Consider the following 21,032-nt stretch of genomic DNA (forward strand, 5'->3'; position numbering starts at 1 on the left):
GATAGCAAAATCAGCCGATAAACAGCGCCCAGCCGCGCCCGATTTCGTCCCGGTCCGCTACGACACCGTTTTCCACGCGGGAAATGGCAGCAGCAAGGGGAATCATCGTCGCCGGATCCAACGTATCGACCGGTTCGTCGGGCCCGATGCCCGTATCGGCGGTCACGGCGCGGATGTAGGCTTCGGTGTGGTTCTCCGACGGCGGAGCCCATCGGGAAATCATTCCGCGGACAGTCCGCAGTCCATGACGAATCCGGTAAGTGTGCAGCAGCATGAAGACAGCCCGGTAGCCCCATGCGAGGGATTCGAACTGCTTGAAGGCCGGATCGCGCGAAGGCCGCATCTCGCCTTTGTAGCGGACCTTCGACTGCCGGATATTCCCCGGATTACAGTTCGCCAGCCCCCTACTCATCGCCTGCCTCCTTCCGGATACGGCGGCGCACATAACGGCGCAGCCAGCGGAACAACGGAGCGTCGGAAAGTTGTGCGGCGTTTTCGAGAAACGACCACAGCTCCACGCCGCAGGTGAATCCCGTGAGGAGCCGGGCCAGGTTCAACGGCATGAAATCCAGGACGCAACTGTCGATCAGCCACGCCATCGAGATCGCCGTGACCGCAAGCGTGAGTTTGAGCACCGTACGCCAGGCCTTGCAACTCTCGAAATACCAAGCGCGCCCTTCGCGGAGGGCCGCGGCGCGGTCGGCGGCCACCCCCGAAAGGAAGTCGACGCCGATGAAGACGACGGTCGTGGCCACCAGCGGCCCGATCGGCGCGAACAGCGCGGCAATCCCTGCCGCCGCGCCGCTAACGAACCTGAACAAAGCCTCCATCGGTCGTACAGCGGTTGAAGATGTCTTTTTCGGGGTCGTATTCCGGGAACTCCGTCCCGTGGGCGCAGAGGTGTTCGGCGGCACGGCGCAGCAGCGTCCGGGCCTGGGCCAGCAGAGCGCGCCGCAGGTGTCGGCGGGCCGTGTCCCCGGCCGGCTGGGTATAGGCGGATTTCGGGGCCGTCGTGCCGCACTGTCCGGTGCGGATGTCGAGCCGCGGCTGGACGGCTACACGCGTGAAGAGAGCCGTCGGGGCCGCGAGGTATTCGGTCCGAAAACCGGCATAGGAGCCGCCGAGAAGTTTTTCGTAAAGCGCCCGCCCGATGACCGGAACGATGTAACGCTGCTCAGCGGCGGCGATGTCGGCCTCCGTGATGGTTTCGGGCGGCAGGTATTCCCCGTCGCCGAAAGCGAGGCGCAGGACCTGTAAAGGGGTGATTAACGTGTTCATAAAGGTGGAAGGTTAAAAGTGAAAAGCGTACCGGTTCTACGGTAACATAATTCCGCATTCTCGCTTGGAGCGGAAAAAGATCGTCCGAGGGGCCGCGCGCCCGGAGCGGGAGGCTGTAAAGGCTCGATCTTACTGCGCCCGCTCAGCGCGGGCCGGAGGATGATCCCGCGAAAGCGACATGCGGATGGTTTTGCGCCGCTTTTGCCACCAAAAGCGGCAGAATGCCCCGCGACGGTACGCCGCAAGAACGACATTCGATCCCGCGAAAACTATGCGTTTATTCGATACTCTTGATATTGTACTTCGTAATTTCGGATAAAAAGGCCTGTTGTTTCGGGTCCTCCGGATCGTAGTCGAGCCCGTCGGCCTTACGGGCCTCCCAGACCTTCATGTAGATGGGTTTCGAACGGGTCGGCGGACGGTTGACGATTTGCAGCGAGGCGGTGTCGAGTCCCAGAACCGAAGCCACAAGGGCCCGGATCGGCTCGGTCAGTTCGGCCTGCTCGGCCAGAATTACCGTGTTGAGCGCCACCTCGTATTCGTGGAGGATGCGCTCGGCGCTGAAGCCCGCCGCGTAGTCCAGCCCGCTCAGCGTCCGGAACCACGAGTGGGCCACGACGATGTCCCCGACGGCCTGTTCGTGCAGCGCCTGCCAGTCGCCCTCGTTCTGTGCGGCAATGGGGATGAAACGCGAATTGTCGTCCTCGCCGCCGTCCCGGATGACGAACATCACCTGCCCGGGATTCCCGGCGAACTTCTGTTCAGCCAGCCGCACGATGCGTTCGGCTTCGGCCTCGTTGTCCACCGACGAGTCGAGCATCATCACGCCCGACAACTGGAACGAATTGTCGAGCCGCGAGATATTCCAGCGGTCGGTCTTCCAGGCGATCGCCGAAACGCTGAACCCCGCGATATAGGGCGGCACGCCGTAGTGTTCGAACATGGGTTCGTAATCCTTGTAGTGGATCATAGAGCGCAGCGTGCCGTCGTCCTGCACTTCGAAATCGGGATAGAGCGGCAGCGACCGCGCTTCGGCGGGCCTGAATGCCGCCCAGTCGTGATGCAGGAGGATGTGTTTCGAGTCGCGAGCCACGCGGCAGCGCGAGGCGTCCTGGTGGTAGAGCGACAAATAGGTGTGTCCGGGGTCGGTGACCGCTTCGAGGAAGGCATTGCCGAACAGCGACTTGTCGAAAGCCAGTTTGTTGAGCACCTGCCTCAGGCTCTCGCCGCTGCCGTTGACGCGCCGGACAAATTCGGCCAGCAGCGGCTGCCGGGCCTCGTCGCATGTAAATCCCTTGCCCGAGATGTAATCGGCCTTGTCGTTGATGATACGCCGGTGGGTCGTCGAACGCCGGGCCATCAGCGCCAGCGCCGCCGGAAAGAGGTTATCGTCGCCCCAGCGCCAGAATTTATCGCTGTCGACCCGCGACGACCCCAGCGCGAAGTAAGGGTCCGTGCGGTCGGCGACCCCCACGGCGGTTTTGATTTTTTTCGTTTTGCTCATGGCGTTTTTCGGGTTTCAGTGAGTCCGGCATCCGCAGGAAAAGACTCCTGCGGATGCACGTCCCCGGTTTTTTACGGCTTGTAGGCAAAGGAGATCAGCGCCTCGTCGAGGATTTCGCTGCCGGCCATGAAGACTGCACGCTGGCGGTTCTCCATCTCGTCGGGGTTATACCACATGCGCACTTCGTTGCCGGGCATGTCGGCCGTATTGACGGCCAGGACGAGGTTGCGGCGGTCGGTGAGCAGTGCGAACGACTGGCGGAAGGTGGTTGCGCCGAGGTAACTGCCCAGCCGTACGGCCACGACGGGGATTCCGTGATAGGCCAACGCCCGGCGGCCGTTCATCGCATCGGTATAGGCGGCGTCCGCACCCTTCGAATCGAGGTATTTCTCGTAAAGGTGATAAATGTCCGACGACACGAAATAAACCAGTTGCCCGTCGGCCTTGAGGTCGCGGACACGGGGATCGGCCCCGGTCCACAGTTTGTCGAACACCTCGACCGCACAGGCCGGGTCCGCGAGCTCCGACGCCTGGTAGGCAAAGCAGTAAATGGCCTCGTCGCCGGCCAGGCTGTTGATCGGCTTGAGGAAACCATCGAAAGTATTGTAACCCGTCGCGGAGGCGGTGTTGCCGAGCCACATCGTGACGCGGATATTCTCGGCGAGCGCCTGTTTGAAGAGCGCCGTTTCAGCTTGTTCGAGCTCCGTCCCGGAGAGGTCGTCCATATTGACGTTGGCCAGCGCGGTGATCTTTTCGTAGACCATCGAGAAGTAGTCGGCGGCCGAGAATCCCAGTTCGGCTTTCACCCGGCTGAGGCTGACCGTCTTTTCGTACTTGGTGGCCGGGTTGCCTCCGGTCCAGCCCGCGGAGGTGAATTTCTGGAGGATGTTGCGCTGCCCGTCCCAAAGTTGGATGTGCGTGGGCTGGGGCATGTTGTAAAGTACGCGCACACCCAATTCCTGCGCCGACTCTCCGGTCAGCATCGGGCGGAAGAAAATGTTTTCGAGGTCGGAACCGGTGTACTGTTTCGAATTTTCAAGATAAGTCATGGATGTTGTGTTTTTAAATGTTTGTTGAATTTGGTTGTTCGTTTTACCGTTGAGGACGGATGTTGCCTGACTTCCATTTTTATGTCGACAATCCCTCCAAACCTCCCTTTGATAAGGGAGGCTTCCCCTTCGGCAATTTTAAATTCTTAATTCTTCATTTTTAATTTTTAATTGCGCTTCCGCTGTTGACAGCGGAAGCGTTTTGCGTCTTCGGCATAGGCGCGTTCGTTCGCCGACCGGACCGTATCGCCGTAGGAGGGATCCTCCCGGGACTGTGTACGCGTCGGCGCGGCCTGGCGGCGGGCTTCGTCGGCGGCGATGGCCGAACGGCGCCGCAGGGCCTGGACCTCCTCGTCGAAATGGAGGACGTTGCGGTCGGCGGGCAACGCGGCTCCGGGCCGCAGGCCGATGTTGGCCAGCAGGCAGTCCCATCCCCGGGCAATATTCTGCGCCAGCGAGGGCGCAGGCCGCTCTGCACGCCCCGGCATCCACCGTTATACACTCCGCACCCTGGAAATCGCGCGTGTCGAGGCGGAAAAGGTGCAGTCCGGATTCAGCCGTGCGGTAGCTTTCGGCCGTCGTAGAATCCCCGGCTTCGGCCGTCACCGTCACGGCACAGGCTCCGGAGGTTAACAATGTCAGTTCGTCGCACGCGCCCTCCGGAATCAGCCGGTTCAGAGGCATCGAGGTGCGCAGGCACGGCCCTGCGGGAGCCTCGACGCCCGGCAGGAACGTACGCGCCGGGGATGTTGCCGCGATTGTCCCGCCGTCCGTTTCCGAGGCTTCGACAACGACCGAGACGGTCCTTCCCCCGGCGGAATAAAACCCGGTTTTACCCGTTGCGGGGACGAACCGGAGTCGGCGGCGCAGGTAGGGCGCCGCGTCGAATGCGGCTTCGGTTACGGCCGCAAACCGTTTTGCGCCCAGCAGCGCAGCGTCTGCGGCTCCGGCAATCCGGATGTCGATGTTCCCGGCCTCCTCCCGGCTGACGGCATAGCGGAGTTCCCCGCCGAGCGGGGCGTACTGTTGCGGAATTTGTGTGAATTGCATGGAAATGTTTTTAGAGATGATGACATGGGTAAGAGAGGCCTGCCCGGCAGAAAAGGACAAAGAAACAGGGACGGCACATCCGGGCCCGGAAGGCATCCGGGTTGTTAACAACGGGTTGAAAACTTGTTGATAAGCAGAAATAACAATTCACAATTTTCAGAAACAGAGCAGTTTCTACATGTTGATAACTTGACCGCCGCGACGGCTGGCTGTGAATTGTACGGCAAATATACAACACCGGATACCCCCTTGTCAAGACCCCGGAGCACTTTTTCTAAATTTTATGGAAAAACAAGCCCGATTTTCGTGAAAGTAGCTATATTTGTAATAAGTTTTATAAATAATCAGATTATAGATAAATTTATTTACCAACCAAACTAATAATTATGAAACGATTTCTTTTCCTTTGCGCTGCCCTCTGCTGTGCGGCGATCACCCATGCCCAGAAATGGGAGGGCCTAGCCGAAACCCCTCCGATGGGCTGGAGCTCCTGGAACAAATTCGGCCGCAACGTCGACGAGCGGATGATTCGGGAGACGGCCGATGCCATGGTCGCTTCGGGCCTTGCCGACGCCGGGTATGTTTACATCAACATCGACGACTGCTGGCACGCTCCCGATCGTGACGCCGACGGATTTCCGCAGTGCGACCCGGAACATTTTCCCGGCGGCATGAAGGCGCTTGCGGACTACATCCACGCCCGGGGACTGAAACTGGGTATCTACTCCGACGCCGGACACAAGACCTGCGCCGGACGTTTCGGCAGCCTCGGACACGAATACCAGGACGCCCTCCAGTATGCCCGCTGGGGAATCGACTACCTGAAATACGACTGGTGTCACAATGAAAATATCAACCCGGTAGGGGCCTATACGCTGATGCGCGATGCGCTTCGCGCCGCAGGCCGTCCGATCCTCTTCTCGATGTGCGAATGGGGCTCCAACAAACCCTGGGAATGGGAGTCGGAGGTCGGCCACATGTGGCGTTCGACGGGGGATATCGGTGCAGTGTTCGCCGGTCCGATAGAGGCCGAGCCCGGCGCATGGAAACCCCGCACCGTGCTGGAGAACCTCGACTCCAACGCCGGGCTGCGCCGCTATGCCGGACCGGGCCACTGGAACGATCCCGACATGCTCGAAGTCGGCAACGGCATGTCTGTGAACCAGGACCGCGCGCACTTCACGATGTGGTGCATGATGGCCGCCCCGCTGATTCTGGGCAACGACCTCCGCGCGATGCCGCAAGAGACGGCGGCCATCCTGCTCAACAAGGAGGCGATTGCCATCGACCAGGATCCGTTGGGTGTGCAGGGGCTTCGCTACGAAACGGATAACGGACTGGAAATCTGGTTCAAGCCGCTGGCCGGCGGCGACTGGGCTTTCTGCCTTTTCAACCGCACGCAGGAACCGCGCCGTTACCTGATCGACTGGCGGCGCTTCTGCTTCACCGACGTGGAGGTCTCGCAGCGCTCGACGGATTTCGACAAGGTGGTCTACCAGGGGCGCGATCTCTGGTCCGGAGGCAAACAGTTTCGCACGAACCGCGTCCGTGAGGTGCTCGTTCCGGCCGAGGACGTGGTGCTTTACCGCCTGACCCCGGTTAAGACGAACTGATTCTGCGGACTGTTCCCCGCCCGCCCCCGGAAACCCCGTGTTTTCGGGGGCGGCGTCTTTTGCAGCGCGGCTGCGGCCCGCTGCGGAGCCGTTCCGAAAAGAAATCTTTCGTATTTCGCCCTTTTTTCAGGAATATATCCTATCTTTGTTCCACGAACCAACAGTTTTACACTTTATGGATGATGGTCATAGTTCCACGTATAGCCGCCGTGTCGTGCCTCAGCACGACGCCATTCATCTATGGTATTCAGCACGCAGATAACTTCCGTGCCGAATTGTTGTTGTCCGATCCTTCCGAAGTAATCCGCACCTTTTCCGAACACAAAGCCGACATCGCCCTGGTGTCTGCCGCCGCCGTGCCGTCGCTGGCCGGGGCACGCATCATCACCGAATATTGTGTCGGAGGCGTTCCCGCCGCAAAGGAGGCGCTGCTCACCAGCGACGACGTATTCGCCGAGGCGTGGAAACCGTTCGGAAAACTTCCCTGCGCCTTCGCCGTCTGGGTGGCGCACGCCGACGTGGACCCCGACACGGTCGAGGCCCTGCAGCACGCACTGACCTACGGTCTCGAACACAGCTATGAAGCGATCCTCGAATCGGCCTTCGCAGCCGATCCCGGGCACGCTTACGGGGAACTGGCACATTTCGACTACATCTTCGACAATCAGAAAGACAAAGCGCTGAAAAAGTTCTGGAACTCGGGCCTCAAGGTAGCCCCGAGAGCCAATCCCGGCTGAAGAGCCTAGCGGGCAGCGGTCCGCCTCTCTGCACGTAAACGGATTCACGAACTTTAAGAGAGCGTCTTATGATTACAATTTACCTCAAGCAATACAACAAGATCATCCGCAATGCCGACACCAAGCTCTTCGATGAACTGGGCTACGACGACATCCTGTGGATCGACATGTTGCTGCCTACGATCAAGGAGCAGAAGGCCGTCGAGAACTTCATGGAGATCAGCCTCCAGACCAAACAACAGGTCGAGGAGATCGAGTCGACCTCGAAATACTCCGAGAACGAAAACTCCATCATCTCCAACTCCAATTTCTTCGTCCCCACGGGCGACTCGTTTATCGTCGAACCGGTGTCGTTCATCATTTCGAACGAGGGCGTGCTCGTATCGGTGCGCAACGCCGAATTCAGGACCTTCCGCGAGACGGAAAAGCGGCTCCAGATGAACTACCGCAGTTACTCGACCGGTTACCACCTCTTCATTTCACTGCTGGAAGTACGCATCGACTTCGATGCCGACCTCGTGGAGCTGATCGCCAAACAGGTCGCAGCGCTCTCGAAGGACATCAACTCCGAAGACTCGATCGACAAGGAGGTGCTCCACCGTATCAGCGCCCTGCAGGAGTCGACGATGTCGCTGCGCGAGAATATCTTCGACCGCCAGCGCGTACTCTCGGGCATCCTGCGCTCCGAGCGGTTCCCCAACGACATCTACCCGCGCCTGCAACTGATGATCAAGGACGTGAACTCGCTGATCAACCATGCCGACTTCAGTTTCCAGCGACTCGACTATATCCAGGACGCGGCGCTGGGTCTGATCAACATCGAGCAGAACGAGATCGTCAAGATCTTCTCCGTGGCAGCCGTGATCTTCATGCCTGCGACGCTCATCGCGTCGATCTACGGCATGAACTTCAAGTTCATGCCCGAACTGGACTGGACGCTGACGCTCGGCAACGGCTGGAACATCCCCCTGGGCTACATCTTCGCCATCGGGATGATGATCTTCTGTTCTGCACTGACGATCTGGTACTTCAAGTACAAGAAGTGGCTCTGACGATTCCGACCCCATAAGGGGCCTCCATCCGGACGGCCCCGATAAAACCGAAGAACGCGAATAAGGCTTCCTTATTCGCGTTCTTCCATATCTTCCATCTTCTGCTTTCGGTAGCTCTTCGGCGTACAGTCGTATTTCGCCTGGAAGTTCTTGAAGAACGTTCCCCTGTTGGTAAATCCGGCCTTATAGATGATTTCGTCGACGGAAAGTTTCGTCTTCGTCAGCAGGTGCTCCGCATACGTAAGCCGGTATTCCCGGATGATGTTGCTCGGGGTGACGGTCACGATCCCGTCGAGCCTGTGATACAGGTTCCTCAGGCTTATGCCCATTTTCCGGGCGATCGTCCCGGTCGTCATTCCGCTGTCCGAAATGTTGTCCTGAATGACTTTGAACATCTTTTCGAGGAACATCTTGTCCTCGCTGTGCAGCATCTTGCCGCCGCTGAATTCGTAGACGCTGATGGCCGAATTGTAATATTCCCGGAGCGAACTGATCCGGTTTAGATTCTGCTTCACGGCAGCTTGCAGCGCCTTGACGTTTATGGGCAGGGACAGTACCGAGTCCGCATATTCATCCGTCAGCGAATCGACATGCTGCAGGCTGGTAATAAGCACGATGGGAATCTTGACCGTCATCCGGTCCTTCTTGACGGAAACCATCAGCGCCTCGATTTCGCTCCGCATCGAGATATTCTCGCAAAGAATGATGTCGGGATGCCCGGCCTGCATCCCCTCGGTGAATTTCGCCGGCTTGCTGAAGGTTCGAATATTATACTCTTCGGAGAACATATCCGCGATGGAGTTGATGATTCCCGCATCGGAGCCGATAATGAACAGGGTTTGCCTGTCGGCCGCCGTGTCGAACTGCCGGATACCCTCCTTTTCGATCATCAGGATATGGCTGTTCAGCAGGTATTCCTCCGTAAACTCCCCGATGGAGTCCTGGGTTGTGTCCGTCCGGGAATCGGAAACGGTGAGCGGCGGAAGTTCGATTTCGAACGAGAAAGAGCCGCCGTTATCCCGAAACCGCATCACACCGCCGAGCCGCGCCACATAATTAAAGCAGACGACAAGCCGCATCTCGTCCTGAAAGGACTTGCCCTGTTTGCCCCGCTTCTGAAAGTCCGCCATGATGTCGTACCGGTCGGTCAGCCGCCTGAAATCCGCTTCACCGATCCATTTGCCTTCGACTTCGAGCCGGATAACGAACCGGTCCCCGTCGGACGTTATTTCGAACCCGATCCGCCCCTTCCGGACCACATGGAGGAAGGCATTGGTCATCATCATATCCGTTATGGCGGCAACCCGTTTCGGGTCACTCGTCCAAAGAAGCCCCTGGGGCACGTCGACCCTGAGCGCAATCCCCTTCTCTTCCGCCAACGAAACGTAGCTCTTCGTGATCTCCATCATGTATTCCGTGACGGAGAATATTTTCACGTTTACCTTGTTCGACTCGCTCGACTCCCTGAAATCATGCAGCATGTGGATGATATTGCCCAACTTCGCGCTCTGCTGGAGAATCCTTTTCATGCGCATCCGGATGTAATCATCGGATTCGGGATATTCTAAAATCTGCTGGCAGGGTACGGACACCATGAATACCGGAACAGCCATCTGCTGGGCGAGGTTCTCCATCAGGTGGAGCTGCGAATCGAGAGCCTCTTCTTTCCGGCTGGCTTCCAGCCGTTCCATGGCCGCCGCCCTTTTCCGCCAGCGTCTTTTATACAGATGCCGGCCGGCCAGAGCAGTGGTAAGCAAAAACAGGAGCAGATAGGCGCATTTGGCGAACCGGCTACTGTACCAGGGGGCCTTGATGATGATCGTCAGGGATTTGACCGGACTGGTATCTCCCGTGATAATATTCTTGTATCGTACGTTCAACCGGTATTTCCCGGGATTCTTTTCCGCGAACAGTATCTCCGAAGGGGATTCCATCCATCGGTTCTCCGCCTCTTCGATCTTGTAGAGATAGACATAATTGCTGCCGTTGATGTAGTCGAGGGCGATTACACCCACATCGTAGAGTCTTTCACGGGGACCGATGACCAACGTACTGTCTTCGCGGACCGCATCTTCGAAAGGAATCAGCCGGTCGTCGATCCGCACGCTCCGGAAAAGCAGTTCGGGATAGAACGGTTCGGCCTTGTAGCGGGTCTGCTCCATAACGACGAATCCGTTGGTTCCCCCGAAGAACAGCGTATTGCTCCGAGGGTCTTTATAGGCGGCCCCGTCGCTGTATTCAATGGTGTATATCCCGTACGAATACCCGTATTTCGCCTGGTAGGAGGTTTGCGGGTCGTACCTTACGAGCCCGCTGTTCGTAGTAAGGAAGAGTTTTCCTTCGCTGTCTTCGAGTATCCCGTGAATGATATTGCGGATGGGAGTTTCCCGCACGGTTCCGTCGTCTTCGAGCTGGAGCAGTCCCCAGCTCGTCCCGATCCAGAGTTTCCCGTCTTTGGCACGAAGGATGGCCCAGACATCGTTGGCTATCTCCGCCCGCGAGTCGTCGAACGTGGTGACGGTACAAGTGTCGCTGTCGGGGAAGTAATGGACCAGCCCGCCTCCGCGATTGCCGATCCAGAGCGTATGGTCCACATCTTCGAACAAGGTGAAAAAGAAGTTCTTGTTCTCCAGCGCTTTCCCGAAATCCAGTTTCTTCCACTCCCGGACATAAGGAATACCGCCCTTGTCGCCGATAACCAGCCGGAAGACGCCGCACCCCACCGTAGCGACCCACAACGTATCCCTGTCGCTCTCCCGAATGGCGTGCACATAACGCAGGTCCGGAGGCACATCTCCGCCCAGCGTCCGGATTTCGTTCCCGGCGAATGGCTTGTAATTGATCCCGGCCCCTTCGGACCCGATCCACACAAGCCCCCGGGAGCTCTCCTCCAAAGCGAAAACGGCGTGATCGGCAAGCCCCGACCCCGGACCGTTTATCTGGACGATCTCCGTCGGCTTGTCGGCCGTGGAGAATCCGGGAATCTGAATGATACCTTCCCCTTTCGTCGCAAACCACAGCGTGCCCCGCGAATCGAGCAGCAGGCTCCGGACCGGTTTGGAAAGGTTGTAGGGCAGTTTGTCGTAGCTGTACGAATGGAACGACACCTCGCCGTTCGCATACATGAACAATCCCTGCCCGTCGCTGCCGATCCAGACGATATCCTGCTTCGCATCCCTGAGCAGGCAGAACACGCCGCAGTTGATGTCCAACCGCTCCATGACATATTTACGGGGGCTTTCCGGCGTAAAACGAAGTTTTGTCACGCCGTCGAAAAGGAAGGAAACAAGAAAATCGTTGCCGTAACGGATCGCATAGGAAACCATTCCGTACCGACTGATCTCCGAACGGATATTCGCGATATATTCGAGCACTTCCGTCGCCGGATCGAAGCTATACAACACGCCTTTGGCGTCGATCAGTATCACCGTATCCTTGTCTGCAAAGGCATAACTGAGTTCTATCGGCAGCACCCGGTCGAGTCCCCCGAAATTGCACGGCTCTCCCGGTTTCCGGGCCGCGAAAACCGTCCGGTAAATTCCGTCCTTCCGGAAAACAAAGACGGAATCGCTCTTTCCGGTCCAGGAAGTGAGGTACGAATCGAACCGAAATGCATCCGGAATCCGCTGAAAAGAGGCGGTTTCCTCACAGTAGCCGTAGAAACTGCCGTCCTGGGTGAGTACGATCGTCTCGGATTTGTCCCGGCTGATCAGAAAATAGGTTCCCTGAAACTCCTTGTGCTGTTCGACGACCTTGGTCCGGTGCATGAGATCGAGACCGTAATTGGTCCGAAGCCAGTAGTATCGGTCCCGGGTGGGCTGGATCTTCTCGATCAGGTTTCCCGACAGAGGTTTCATCCCGCTGCCTTCCTGCGGATAGCAGACCATGCGCTGTCCGTCCCACAGATTGAGGCCTTCGCAGGTCCCGAGCCAGATATAACCGTCCGTGTCCTGGTTCAGGCACAGAATAGAGTTGTTGCTGATCCCCTCCCTGCTGGAGATCATTCTCAGATTACCGGCAAAAAGCCCCGGACACCAGCACGTAAGGACCGTACTTGCAAAAATGAGTAAAAAGACGTTTCTATTGCCCACGTTCGTACTATTTGCCCCGAAATTAAGCCAATTTTTTCATAAATCAGCACGAAAGTACAAATCTGTACTTAAATGGCATAAAATCGTACATACGTCTATTCAATAATAAATATGTTTGTATGGAGAAACCATGCAACCTTTATTCTAATAACCACTTATGATCAAGAAATCTACTTTTAGCACCTTTGCGCGCTATTCGCTCGCATTGCTGTGGTGTCTGATCGCAACCGGCATTTCCGGCGTCTACGGACAATCCGGTGCGAAATCGGTAAGCGGCAGGATTGTGGATGAGAAAGGCCAACCGCTAATCGGGGTGTCCGTACTCGTTGAAGGCACAGTCAACGGTACGGCTACCAATGCAGACGGAACCTATCTCATCAAGGGTGTCAAGGACACCGACAACCTGAAGTTCGTCTACCTCGGCTACAAGACAGTCGTGGAGGCGGTCGGCAAAAAGACCGAAATCTCGGTGACCATGGCCGAAGACACGAGTTACCTGGACGAAGTAGTCGTCATCGGCTACGGAACGACGACAAGGCGTCACATCACCTCGGCCGTTTCCACCGTAAACCGGGAAGACCTGGCGGACCGGCCGGTCGCCAACATCCAGCAGGCCCTTCAGGGAACGGCGGCCAACCTGATTATCCAGACACGCAACTACGACCCGACGGGCGGCGACCAGATGAACCTCTCCATCCGCGGCGTCAACACGATAGGCAACAATTCGCCGCTGGTCGTGATCGACGGAGTCCCGCAGGCCGAGGCATCCCGGATGAACGACCTCAACCCGAACGACATCGAATCCGTCAACATCCTGAAAGATGCGGGCTCCTCGGCCATCTACGGCGCACGTTCGTCCAACGGCGTCATCCTGATTACTACCAAGCAGGGTCACCGGGAAACGGCTCCGAGCATCACCTTCAGCGCCCAGCTCGGCGCCCAGGACCCGCACATCCTCTGGGACCCGGTTCCTTCGTACAAGAACTCGATCCTGCGAAACGAGGCGCTGACCAATTCGGGGCTCAACCCGATCTTCTCGGCAAGCGAAATTCAGGACATGTACGTACACGGGGATTGCGAACCTTTCGTAAAGCAGGCCATGAAAACCGCCATGCAGCAGAATTACAACCTGAGCGTTTCCGGCGGAACGGCACATACGACCTACATGCTGTCGGCAGGATACTTCGACCAGGAATCCAACTACATCGGCCCCGACTACGGCAAGCAGCGCTACAACGTGCGTTCGAACATATCGACGCAGTGGGGCCGCCTCAAAGTCGGCGCCAATGTCAGCTATACGCGGGCCGAAACCAAATCCCCGACGACCAGCGGATTCCTCTTCGCCGACCTCGCCCGGTTCCCGACCTATTACTTTATGCGCACGATGGACGGCAACGGAACCTTCTACGCCAACAACTACAAATACGGAGGCTGCGGAGCCGTCTTCGGCGGACTTGTCGGGGGGGGGGTACAACAAGTATGACAACGACTACATCAGCGGTGTTTTCAACGCCGAATTCGAGATCGTCAAGGGCCTCAAGCTCCGCGGAGTCCTCAGCGCCGAATCGCGCAGCGAGCACCGCTTTTCCGACCACTTTTCCTATTACGTAGTTACCGACAACGGCGCCAACTGGTCGGACTCCTCGACCGCAGCGCTGGCCGGCAGCACGACCGATCCCGCCGACGACTGGGTGGGAAAAGACACCTACCTCAACGGACAGGTACTTCTGGATTTCAACCGCACATTCGCCGAAAAGCACAACATTACCGCATTGGCCGGCTGGTCCCAGGAGTCGAAAAAACACTATTCCTTAAGCGTATCGAAAAAATACCTCAACGACCTGAATCAACCCAGCGACGGAACCGTCGTGGTCGACGAGGATACGAAACTGTCGACACAGGACAACACCCGTTCGGCGCTGCAATCCTATTTCGGGCGTATCGGCTACTCCTACGACGATAAATACTACGTCGAATTTACGGCCCGCTACGACATGTCGTCCAAATTCCTCAAGGTCCGCAACGGAGGCTTCTTCCCGGCTGTTTCCGTAGGCTGGCGCCTCTCGCAGGAGGGCTTCATGGGCGACTACCGCAACAAGGTCGGCGACCTCAAGTTCAGGGCCTCGTACGGCGTCAACGGCAACCAGCAGGACGTAGGCCTCTACGACTTCATGACGACCTACGGCATCTGGACGAACGCCTACGGGTTCAACGGCTCGAGTGTTCCGGGCCTGATGTTCACCATGGGTAACGAAGCCCTCACCTGGGAACGTTCCAAAACCTTCAACATCGGTCTCGACGCATCGTTCTTCGCAAACCGGCTCAATGTAAGTTTCGACTATTTCTACAAACGGACCTCCGACATCCTGCTTCCGGCCATCGTCCCGGGCGTCTTCGGCGCGAGCATCGCCAAGGAAAACCGTGGCGTGATGGACAACCAGGGCTGGGAAGTCACACTGAACTACAACCTCGTGCACGGCAGTTGGGACCACAAGTTCTCGCTCAACATCGCCGACTCGAAAAACGAAGTCGTGACGTACGGCACGCCGAAAATCTCGTCCAACGACGGCGTCACGGTCCTGATCCAGGAAGGACTTCCCCTCAACTCCTATTACGGCTATAAGGTAGCCGGCTATTTTTCCGGTTACGACGAAATTCAGGAAGCCGCCATTCCCTCGACGATCGACCGTTCGCAGCTCCGTCCGGGAGATGTCCGCTATGTGGATGTCAACGGCGACGGCGTGATCGACATCAACGACCGCGCCTACCTGGGTTACGGTTTCCCGCGCTACACCTTCGGATTCAGCTACAATGTCCGTTGGAAGGGACTGGACCTCGGGCTGATGCTCCAGGGCGTCCTGAAGCGTACGAGCGCCATCCGCGGCGAGCTGGTCGAGCCGTTCCACAGCGACTACGGCATGACCATGTACGAGCACCAGCTCGACTACTGGACACCCCAGAACACCGATGCAAAGTGGCCCCGCCTGGCAACGAAAGGAACCGTCAGCGCCACCAACAACTGGGGACAGGCCGGCTCGGAGCTGAACATGATCACCGGAGCTTATCTGCGCGTGAAGAATATCCAGCTCGGCTATACCCTGCCTAAAAGATGGACCCAGAAATTCGGCTGCAAGAGCCTGCGCATCTATCTGGACGCCCAAAATCCGCTGACACTTACGAAATACGGCTTCGTGGACCCCGAGTCCTCGGAATTCGGCAGCAACATGGGACGTTCGGGAGCCAACTCGGTCCGTAATTACCCGGCCCTGCGCTATTGGGGCGGCGGAATCAATCTGACTTTCTAAAAAGCTAAGTTTATGAAAAAGTACACTATATTATCGTTTCTGCTGGTCGGCCTGGCCGGTTGTGTGGGCATCGAACAGTATCCTACCAACTCCTATTCCGACGCAACGTTCTGGAACTACGAGGACAACTGCATGGCCGCCCTCTACCTGGGATACAACCAGTATTGGAGTGCCGACCGTTACTTCGGAAACAACCTCCTTTCCGACGACGTTTACGGCAGCCGCCACACGACGAGTTCCACGGAAACGGCGACAGGGCTCGCAACGACGAACGGCGGCCGTTTCTCGGACGAATGGAAAGAGTGCTACCAGGAACTGCGCACCATCCATACCGCGCTGGACAACCAGGACCGCATGAATATCAGGAGCGAAGTCAAGTCGCGGCTCATCGCGGAACTCCGACTGCTGAGGGCCTTTACCTATATGCGCCTCACGGCGTGGTTCGGCGACGTTCCCTTCCTGACGAGCAATCCCACGCTGCCGGAGTCGAAAACGATCAAACGCACCAGCGCGGATTATATCAAGCAGTTCATCCATTCCGAGCTGGAAGAGGTTTCGCACATCCTTCCGAAGAACACGGCGCTCACCGCAGCCGAGAACGGACGCGTGACCTGCGGAACCGCCGTCGCGCTCAACGCCCGGGCCTACCTGCTCGACAACGATTTCGAGAATTGCGCCCGGGAGTGTGCGAAACTCATCAACAGCGATGAATACGGGATCTATGCGCTCGCCGACAACTATACGGACCTCTTCACCAACGGACATTACGGCCCCGAATCGATCATGACCATCGAATTCGCCTACGAAGGCGGCGTGGAGAACATCAAGCGGAGCTGGGCCACCGGTCCGAGAATCCCGCAGTCGATCGGCGCAGGAGCCGAAGTCGCCTTCTCGCCCACGCAGGAGTTGGTAGATTGTTTCCGCAAGACGGACGGCACGGTGGCCGACGATACGGACTACGAAGACCGCGACCTGCGTTTCTACGCGACGATAGCTTATAACGGCTGCACCCTCCAGATTCCGGAAGCCAAATCCTGCAAGATCATCGGTTCGGAAGGGGTCGGCAAAGGGACCTATACCTGCTGGACCAATCCGGCCGACGAGACGGCGGCCCAGAAAAAAGATCCCGCCCTGGGAGATTCGTACAACGGCACGAACGACCGGACACTGACGGGTTATTACAACATCAAGAACTACGTAGCCAACACGGTCGGCTCGGGCGGCGGTTCCTACAAACCGCTGATGGAGATCCGTTATGCCGACGTATTGCTCATGTACGCCGAATCGATGTTCGAAACCGGCAAGATGACCGCCGACGTATGGAACGCCACGATCTTCCCGCTCCGCAAAAGAGCCGGATTCTCGAACGACTACTGCGCTTATCCCGGCGGCGATGACCTCCGCCAGGCAATCCGCGACGAACGCCGCACCGAACTCGCCCTCGAAGGCCGCAGATGCTTCGACCTGCGCCGCTGGGCGGCCCTCGACAACCCCTCCATCAAGTCCACAGGAGCGGCAGTCCTCACCTCCAGGGCGACCGGAGCTCCGTTCCTCGACGACGGAAGCAACATCCAGTGCCCGGCATCCTACAACATGAAATATTGGTTCCCCATTCCCCAGAGCGAACGGGACATCAACCACAACCTCACGCAGAATCCCGGCTGGTAAACCGGCGGCAGACAAACTAAACGACATAAAACAAGATGAGAACCCTATTTCGAAATATCGCGATTCTGACCGTAGCGGTGTCTCCCTTCGTTTCGGGATGCACCGACGACGGTAACGAGATCAACTATAACATTCAACCGGGAAACGAACTCTACCTCCCCCTTTCCGGGAAGGCCGTCGACCTGTCACGGGGCGCCGACGTGGAATTCCAGTGGGCCCCGTCGGTCGCCTACGACAACGGCTTCGTATCGTATGAACTGCTGTTCGACCTCGAGGGCGGAGATTTTTCGGCTCCCCTGGCGGCAATGACAAGCCAGCTCAACGGCTCCAAGACCTATTTGAGCGTCACGTCCAAGAAACTGAACGCCGTGGCACGGGCCGCCGGATTAGGAACCTCCGAAACCGGCAACCTCAAATGGACGGTACGCGCCTCGAAAGGCCTTTTCGGCAGTATCTATTCCGAGTCGCGGTTGCTGTCGGTGACCACGACGAACGCCATGAATCCGTTCCCCCGGACCGTAATTCTCCGGGGCGACGCCCTCGAAGACCCGACGGGCATCAACATGGCGGCATCGGCCGGCATCGACAAGGCAGCCGCCTCGGAGGGAACCTTCGAATGCTTCACGAAGATCAAGGGCAGCACCGGCTTCACCGTCGAGGACGACCTCGGCAGGTACTATGTGCTGAACGAAAACAAAACCGTAACCTACTCCGAAACCGCCGTCAACAACCGGATGCCCTCCGAGGCGATTTACTGGCTCAAGATCGATTTCGACATGATGACCTGGTCCTACAACACCGTTTCGAAGATCGAATACTATGCGGCGTCGTGGGCCGACAACAAGATGTCGACCGTAAACCAGGCCATGACCTATGCCGGGAAAGGCGTCTGGACACTGCTCGACTACGAGAATACCATTTCCAACAACTCCGCCAACGATTCGCGCCACCGCTTCAACGCCACGCTCGGAGACGGAACCAAACTGTATCTCGGAACCCAGGCCTCGCTCGGAACCTCCTATACGACCGACTACCTCAAGGTCAATCTCTACACGACGGAAACAGTCAATACGACGGACAAAGTGAACTGGGAGATGACCTACAAATTCCTGACCGCCGACTGCGGACGCAAACTGGACTGCTACCTCTACCTGAACGGGGACAATCCGGCCGGAACGTGGTGGCACGAGTATAAATTCAAATAATAAGGAACAATTATGAAACTGTATAAATTCATGGGTCTACCGTTTATATTTTCGATGCTCGCCGTTTTTCCCGTAGCCTGCGAGGAAGACTATATGTCCATCACCAACCCTCCTACGGAGCAGAAAGCCAACATTTACTCCGACTACGAAATCGATTGGGCGGAGGCTGCCGACTCGGTTTCAACCGCATTCATCGAACGGTTCTATTGCAGTTCGAACCGCAACGGAGCGGACGGAGTATTCTCCTACAGCGAGTACAACAACCAAAAGAACAACGGCAACTGCTACTGGCAGCAGGCCCACGCCATGGGGGCCATGGTCGATTACTACAACCGGATCAAGTACTCCGATCCCGATCAGGCCGCACTCATCCGGAGCTATTTCAAACGCTGGTACGACAAACGGGGCAACAACTACGAAGGCAACGCCTCGTGGCGCGGAAGCACCGGCTTCGGCAACGACTTCACCGACGATACGCTCTGGATCACCATCGCCCTGCTGCAAATGTACGACGCCACAAAAGACGAAACCTACTACACTGCGGCCAAACAGACCTGGGACGAATGCGTGCGGCCCCGTTTCGCCTACAACCAATACGGCTGGCTGCCGTGGAAATGGACCAGCCTGGGCGCCAACGAGTGCACCAACGGCCCCGGAGCGATCGCAGCAGCCACCCTGGCCCGCTACGCCAAGGAGGCCGGAAACAGCGAGGAGTACAACCGCTACCTCAACGAAGCCTTCAAATGTTTCGACCAGAACATCCATGCCATGAACTCGGACGGCACGCTGGGCAACCCGCCGTTGAGCTATACCCAGGGAACCTGCATGGAGGCCGGGCGGCTGATCTGGAAACTGACCGGCGAGGAGGGTTACATCCGCAAAGCGATCTCCGCAGCCCGCGGACAGATGTCGGCGGCGTCCATGAACGAAACGTACGAAGCAGAGCGGATCATGCGCGACGAAGGAGCCGACGAGAACAACTCGATCTTCCACGCCGTATTCTTCCATTGGGCCGCCCGGATGGCCGTCGACAGCAATATCGACGCCGTCGATTCGCGCATCCGCGAAGAACTCGACCGCTACCTGCTGCGCCATGCCTCCTACTACTGGACACGCGGCATCGACAAGTCGCCGCTGGGCTGGGCCGACTCTTATTTCGGAGTCAAGTGCTACGAGGCGAGGACGCCCGGAACGGGCGGTTCGCTCGGGGCCTATACGAGTGCGGCACAGGCGCTCGAATCCATGTGGTTCGTTGAAAGATATAAATAGTCCGTTTGAAATTCGATCGAAACATGAAACGTATATTAAATATGCTTCTCCTTGTCGTTACGGTCATGGCTGTAACGGCATGCGACTCCGACGATAACAATCGTCAGAACGAACTCTGCTCCCCCGGCAAACTCTACCTTCCGAGGGATCAGTATCCGCTCGATATCACCGCCGGGCAGCCTGTGGTGTTCGAATGGGAAAACTCCAAGACAAACAACGCCTGTTATCAGGTTCTTTTCGACAAAGAAGAGGGTGACTTTTCCAAACCCGCGTATGTAATCACGAGTACGGCCAACGGCTTCATGCCCTCGTTGGAGGTATCTTCCGCCACGATGTCGACCATCGTCGCCCTGTGCGGCGGACTGCCCGGCCAGACCGTCACCGTAAAGTGGACCGTCCGGACGCTCAAAGGGCTCGACCAGGTTACAGGCGTGCAGGAAGGAGGATCACGAACCATCCTGGTTACGATGCCGAATACCGTAGACCCGCTTCCCGCTACGCTCGCGCTTCAGGGTACGGCAACGGAGAACCAGGCCGCCATCAGGCTCAACGCCGCACTTCCCGTATCGGCAACTACCGGGAAACACATCGCAGACCGGAAACAGGGCGCCATGGAATGTTTTACGCAATTCTCGGAAGGGACGTTCACCGTAAAGGACGACCTGGACCGTTACTTCGCACTCGAAGAGAACGGAACGCTGCGATGCACCTATGCCGAAGAGAGTTCCAATGCGGCTCCGGCAGCGGGCATCTACTGGGTATACCTCGACTTCAACACCATGACCTGGTCGATGAAGGAGATCGAAAAAGTGGTATTCTGGAACCGTCCGTGGTTCGGCGCCGAAAGCAAGCAGCCGATGACCTACAAGGGCAACGGCGTATGGGAAATCGTCGATTTCGCCTGGAATGTCGGGACGACCTCCCAGAAGGACACCCGGTATCATTTCAAGGTGTACTATACGGACCAGAGCATCGAAAGATGGGCTTACTGGAACGACGACTTCCGCCCCGAGGAAAACCCCGAGGCGAATCCGAAATGTTTCAACGTCTACCGGTTCGTGAATGCACTCAAAGACGACTGGGTCCATTCGTGGAAAACGACCAACGACAGCGAGGGCATCAACCAACTGGCGACTTTCCGGGTGCACATGAACAATGCGGACAAGGCCGATTATTTCCACGAACGCTCATTCAAGGATAAATAGCCATGC

The 21,032-nt window shown here is 57.5% G+C and carries 16 protein-coding genes; 9 read left to right on the forward strand and 7 right to left on the reverse strand.

Translation table 11 applies throughout. The features are described 5' to 3' along the window. Positions 1 to 10 precede the first annotated feature (10 nt). The 6 genes from I2E69_RS04470 to I2E69_RS04495 form a co-directional block, all read right to left on the reverse strand. Complete coding sequence (locus I2E69_RS04470; protein WP_195459094.1) at positions 11 to 412, reverse strand: structural protein P5; 402 nt, start codon at positions 410 to 412, stop codon at positions 11 to 13. Continuing rightward, positions 405 to 830, reverse strand: coding sequence for a phage holin family protein (locus tag I2E69_RS04475; RefSeq protein WP_195459097.1), 426 nt, complete (start codon positions 828 to 830; stop codon positions 405 to 407). Before I2E69_RS04475 ends, I2E69_RS04470 begins: the two co-directional genes overlap by 8 nt. Further along, positions 805 to 1,278, reverse strand: a complete 474-nt coding sequence (locus I2E69_RS04480; RefSeq protein ID WP_195459100.1) for a hypothetical protein — start codon at positions 1,276 to 1,278, stop codon at positions 805 to 807. The genes I2E69_RS04475 and I2E69_RS04480 overlap by 26 nt, the downstream gene beginning before the upstream one ends. A 277-nt stretch (positions 1,279 to 1,555) precedes the next feature. Then, the gene (locus tag I2E69_RS04485) at positions 1,556 to 2,782 is read right to left on the reverse strand and encodes a phage portal protein (protein WP_195459103.1); all 1,227 of its coding nucleotides are present in this window, start codon (positions 2,780 to 2,782) and stop codon (positions 1,556 to 1,558) included. A 71-nt stretch (positions 2,783 to 2,853) separates the two neighbouring features. Continuing rightward, a complete protein-coding gene (locus I2E69_RS04490; protein WP_195459106.1) occupies positions 2,854 to 3,831 on the reverse strand; it encodes a hypothetical protein in 978 nt (325 codons plus the stop codon). A 167-nt stretch (positions 3,832 to 3,998) separates the two neighbouring features. Further along, on the reverse strand, positions 3,999 to 4,319 hold the full coding sequence (locus tag I2E69_RS04495) for a hypothetical protein (RefSeq protein ID WP_229095381.1): 321 nt from the start codon (positions 4,317 to 4,319) through the stop codon (positions 3,999 to 4,001). Positions 4,320 to 5,267: 948 nt separating this feature from the next. On the opposite strand from I2E69_RS04495, the gene I2E69_RS04500 reads away from it, so the two are divergent. The 3 genes from I2E69_RS04500 to I2E69_RS04510 all read left to right on the forward strand — a co-directional run bounded on the left by I2E69_RS04500 (position 5,268) and on the right by I2E69_RS04510 (position 8,283). Beyond that, positions 5,268 to 6,494: a glycoside hydrolase family 27 protein gene (locus I2E69_RS04500; RefSeq protein WP_195459108.1), complete on the forward strand. Its 1,227-nt coding sequence runs from the start codon at positions 5,268 to 5,270 to the stop codon at positions 6,492 to 6,494. 179 nt (positions 6,495 to 6,673) lie between these two features. After that, positions 6,674 to 7,231, forward strand: coding sequence for an MqnA/MqnD/SBP family protein (locus I2E69_RS04505; RefSeq protein WP_195459112.1), 558 nt, complete (start codon positions 6,674 to 6,676; stop codon positions 7,229 to 7,231). Between the two features lie 68 nt (positions 7,232 to 7,299). After that, entirely contained in the window at positions 7,300 to 8,283 is a 984-nt protein-coding gene (locus I2E69_RS04510) for a CorA family divalent cation transporter (RefSeq protein ID WP_195459114.1), read from the forward strand. Positions 8,284 to 8,354: 71 nt separating this feature from the next. Here the strand turns inward: I2E69_RS04510 and I2E69_RS04515 are convergent, their stop codons facing one another. After that, entirely contained in the window at positions 8,355 to 12,287 is a 3,933-nt protein-coding gene (locus I2E69_RS04515) for a two-component regulator propeller domain-containing protein (protein ID WP_195459117.1), read from the reverse strand. Between the two features lie 244 nt (positions 12,288 to 12,531). On the opposite strand from I2E69_RS04515, the gene I2E69_RS15390 reads away from it, so the two are divergent. The 6 genes from I2E69_RS15390 to I2E69_RS04545 are packed head-to-tail and all read left to right on the forward strand — an operon-like array spanning position 12,532 to position 21,026. Beyond that, complete coding sequence (locus I2E69_RS15390) at positions 12,532 to 13,857, forward strand: TonB-dependent receptor plug domain-containing protein (protein ID WP_195459119.1); 1,326 nt, start codon at positions 12,532 to 12,534, stop codon at positions 13,855 to 13,857. Next, positions 13,742 to 15,679, forward strand: a complete 1,938-nt coding sequence (locus I2E69_RS04525) for a SusC/RagA family TonB-linked outer membrane protein (protein ID WP_317191087.1) — start codon at positions 13,742 to 13,744, stop codon at positions 15,677 to 15,679. The genes I2E69_RS15390 and I2E69_RS04525 overlap by 116 nt, the downstream gene beginning before the upstream one ends. Before the next feature lie 12 nt (positions 15,680 to 15,691). Further along, positions 15,692 to 17,347: a RagB/SusD family nutrient uptake outer membrane protein gene (locus I2E69_RS04530; protein WP_195459121.1), complete on the forward strand. Its 1,656-nt coding sequence runs from the start codon at positions 15,692 to 15,694 to the stop codon at positions 17,345 to 17,347. 35 nt (positions 17,348 to 17,382) lie between these two features. After that, complete coding sequence (locus I2E69_RS04535; protein WP_195459123.1) at positions 17,383 to 18,552, forward strand: SusE domain-containing protein; 1,170 nt, start codon at positions 17,383 to 17,385, stop codon at positions 18,550 to 18,552. Between the two features lie 12 nt (positions 18,553 to 18,564). Then, a complete protein-coding gene (locus I2E69_RS04540; RefSeq protein WP_195459125.1) occupies positions 18,565 to 19,821 on the forward strand; it encodes a glycoside hydrolase family 76 protein in 1,257 nt (418 codons plus the stop codon). Between the two features lie 23 nt (positions 19,822 to 19,844). Further along, on the forward strand, positions 19,845 to 21,026 hold the full coding sequence (locus I2E69_RS04545) for a SusE domain-containing protein (protein WP_195459127.1): 1,182 nt from the start codon (positions 19,845 to 19,847) through the stop codon (positions 21,024 to 21,026). Positions 21,027 to 21,032 lie beyond the last annotated feature (6 nt).

Origin of the sequence: Alistipes sp. D31t1_170403_E11, from assembly GCF_015553985.1 — a bacterium.
Taxonomy (GTDB): domain Bacteria; phylum Bacteroidota; class Bacteroidia; order Bacteroidales; family Rikenellaceae; genus Alistipes; species Alistipes montrealensis.